1 pseudogene and 1 other annotated feature are annotated in these 821 nt (G+C 62.5%); the pseudogene reads right to left on the bottom strand.

Annotated elements, in window-relative coordinates:
• A pseudogene (locus tag G205_RS21505) lies at nucleotides 1-808 on the bottom strand (IS3 family transposase); the annotation flags it as partial.
• Nucleotides 376-527, bottom strand: a sequence feature (AL1L pseudoknot). Its footprint overlaps the pseudogene before it by 152 nt.
• Nucleotides 809-821 lie beyond the last annotated feature (13 nt).

Below are 821 nucleotides of genomic sequence, written 5' to 3'. Positions count from 1 at the left end.
GACATAGACGAACCCTTTCCAGGTGGCGACATAGGTGAAATCGCTGACCCAGAGCATGTTCGGTGCAGACACGCGGAACTGGCGGTTCACCTTGTCCAGCGGGCACGGCGCCTTCTTGTCGGGGATCGTCGTGCGGTGCGGTTTGCCGCGGACAATGCCTTGAATACCCATGCTCTTCATCAGCCGTGCCACCGTGCATCGCGCGACATCGAAGCCTTCCCGACCAAGCTGTCGCCAGACCTTCCGGACGCCATAGACCCGCCAGTTCTCCTCGAACACGCGAAGGATCTCGGGGCGCAGCGCTTCGTCCTGACGTGCCCGATCCGACAGCCGGGACGGATCGGCCCGCTTCGCCAGATGACAATAGTAGGTGGACGGAGCGATCGGCAGCACGCCGCAGATCGGCTCGACCCCGTGTTCACCTCGATGGTCGTCGATGAACCTGACCATCACTTCGACCGGCGGTCGAGCATCTCAGGCAGTGCTGAAGCAGTGCCGCACTGCCTTCGATCATCGCAAAATACGCTGACGCCTTCCGGAGGATATCGTTCGCCTGGCGCAGCTCCCGGTTCTCGCGTTCCAGCGCCTTCATCCGCTCAGACATCTCGGTCGGAATGCCGGCGCGCCGACCGCTGTCAACCTCGGCCTTCTTCACCCAGTCGTTAAGCGTCTGCGGCGTGCAGCCGATCTTCACCGCGATCGACATCACAGCTTGCCAGCGCGACGGATGCTGCGCCTCGTTGTCCAGAACCAGCCGCACGGCCCGCTCGCGCACTTCAGGGGAAAACTTGTTCGTGGTCTTGCTCATGATGCTCCAGCCT

The sequence above is a fragment of the Arthrobacter nitrophenolicus genome, from assembly GCF_000332815.1.
GTDB classification, from domain to species: Bacteria; Actinomycetota; Actinomycetes; order Actinomycetales; family Micrococcaceae; genus Arthrobacter; species Arthrobacter nitrophenolicus.
This window is presented reverse-complemented; position numbering and strand designations above follow the sequence as displayed.